This window comes from Betaproteobacteria bacterium (assembly GCA_016791345.1).
Lineage (GTDB): Bacteria > Pseudomonadota > Gammaproteobacteria > Burkholderiales > JAEUMW01 > JAEUMW01.
In genome coordinates this window covers 1-2,137 of record JAEUMW010000466.1, presented here as the reverse complement: position 1 = coordinate 2,137, position 2,137 = coordinate 1, and the positions used below count along the sequence as shown (strand labels likewise).

Here is a 2,137-nt window from a genome sequence, read left to right as displayed (position 1 = left end):
GGCGCGCACGGTGGGCTGGATTGCGCAGTGGAGCGAGATGATCGCCGATCCGGACTACAAGATCGGCCGCCCGCGCCAGCTCTATATCGGCGCACCCCGACGCGACATACCGATGGGGTATGCCCAGGATCCTCGTCACGGAGCCTCGGCTGGGACAACGAAGCTGGCAGACGCTCGCGCGGCCGCTCGCGGCCAGGTCAAGTCAGCCGCATAGTCGGGCCGCTGCGGAAGCCTGCGGCGGCGCCCAGCAGGTGGTGTCGGGGTCCGGCTGCTGGGCCAAGACGCGGTTGCGCGTGTCGCACGTCGCAAGTGGCCGATGTCACCGACCCGTCCCGACGAGCAATCGCGGTGGCAGAATCACCCACTCTTCCACGCACGCGAAATCCTCCGCCCCGGGCGCGGGCCTTACCGCCGTGATGCGGTCGAAATCGATGACGTCACCTGCACAGTCGTGACACGCGGCAAGGCGTGCGCGCTCTGCCTCAGGCAGTACCTGGTAAAGAAGGCTCAAGTGCGGTTCCAGACGGTACGCCACCGCCAGATCGCCGTCGTTGCCGGCGGTGCTGCACCAGGGTGCCACCTCGCTCGCGAGTGCATTCGCCAGACCGACGATGTCACCCCCGGACAGCGGCACGAACAGTGCCTTGAAGCGCACCGGCGAGTGGCCGGTCGGGCCTGCCCGCATTTGGAACGGTGCGAAGCGCCGTGCCACTTCATCGAGTGCGGCATCGAGGTCGGCATCCCGCGCCAGGTCGCTCACATGCAAGGTCACGTGCGGCAGGAAGCGAGGGGCGTGATAGCGAGCGGACAGGTCGTCGATGCACTTCACGAAGCGCTGCATCGCGGCTTCGCCAGACAGCAGCCAGAACGCGACGGGCCTTTTCATCGGTCGACGGATCTCGCGCAGTGTGCGACGCGCGCGTCGCCACTCACGCTCCGCCACATCGCGATCCTACGGGAGGCTGTCCCTGTCCGTCCCATACCCCGGGAAAGCGGATGGCATCGACGAGCCGGTGCGGGGCGCCGATGTCGAGGAACGCGCCGTGCGCGAAGTGCAGGCTGTTCACCGACAGTCCGGTCTCTATCGCCGAGGCGATCACGCTGCCGACCGGCCACTCGGGCGGCTTCGCTTCGTCGCGGCCTCGCGCACGGGCGATCTGCGCCAACTCCAGCACTCTCGCACGCAGGAAAGCAGTGAAGCGCGGGCCCCATGCCGCCAATATCCAGGTACTGCGCGGATCACCCAGGTCGGGATCATCTTCCTTGGGCACGAGTCGCAGCACGCGTCCGCTCGCATCGCTCTGCACGAGATCGCAAGCGTCCTCCGGCGGCGCCGGAAAGATGCCGACGACCACGTCTGCGGCGGTAGCGTCGAGGCGTGCGACAGTCTGCGCCAGTGCATCCGGCGGGTGGATCAGGATGTCGGGAAAACCGACCACGACAGTGGCATCGCCCACGAAGGGGACCGCCTGATTCAGCGTGAAAGGCGGACCCCACGGCTCGTGCACGATCAGGTATCCGATGTCCAGGCCGAAACGCCGGCCGTCACCGAAATAGTCGGCGATGTCCCACTTCCCTCGACGCACGATGAAGAAGAGTTCGCCGCAACCTGCCCGCTTCATCTGGTCCACCAGATACTGCGCCACGGGCTTCGGTTGCGGATGACCCTCCCCGGCACCCGGCTGAAACCCGACCGGGAGCAGTTCCTTGCTCCAGGGCATGTCGCCGAGCCGCGTCGCGTGCCCGGCTGCCGGAATGAGGCCAACGATGCGGCGTGCAGAGAGACCCGGCATGTCGCTCATACCGGCGGAGACCGTGCGAGGGTCTTGAGCCATACGGTCGAGTCTATCGCATCGGCGGGACAAGGCAGATTCCGGTACAAGCGACTGTGCGTCGCGACGCGCTCTGCTCTCCCTTCACGGCGCGCGAGTGGCTCGTCCCTTCCGAGCGCATGATCTTGTTCCAGACGTTGTACTTGCCCACCGGCTTCTTCATCGGCAGGCGCCTGACCTCGGCGAGCGTCTCGGCGTCGATCACCACGATCGCCCCGTCCTGCTCGGAGACGCTCGCCAGCGCGTAGCGGCCGTCGCGGGTGAACTCCACATGGGCGAAGGTGCGGCCAGGCGGCTCCATGATC

Annotated in this window: 3 protein-coding genes; all 3 read right to left on the bottom strand. The window is 67.1% G+C overall.

All coding sequences use genetic code 11. The features are described from left to right. Positions 1-319 precede the first annotated feature (319 nt). Entirely contained in the window at positions 320-886 is a 567-nt protein-coding gene (locus tag JNK68_17355; GenBank protein ID MBL8542111.1) for a 2'-5' RNA ligase family protein, read from the bottom strand. Between the two features lie 43 nt (positions 887-929). Further along, complete coding sequence (locus tag JNK68_17350; GenBank protein ID MBL8542110.1) at positions 930-1,835, bottom strand: dTDP-glucose pyrophosphorylase; 906 nt, start codon at positions 1,833-1,835, stop codon at positions 930-932. 10 nt (positions 1,836-1,845) lie between these two features. Further along, the coding region (locus tag JNK68_17345; protein ID MBL8542109.1) for a hypothetical protein at positions 1,846-2,137 on the bottom strand (292 nt) is incomplete at its 5' end.

What these genes read in the sequence shown, in the direction of transcription:
- JNK68_17355 (MBL8542111.1), bottom strand. Translation starts at nt 886, where the DNA reads ATGAAAAGGCCCGTCGCGTTCTGGCTGCTGTCTGGCGAAGCCGCGATG.
- JNK68_17350 (MBL8542110.1), bottom strand. Translation starts at nt 1,835, where the DNA reads ATGGCTCAAGACCCTCGCACGGTCTCCGCCGGTATGAGCGACATGCCG.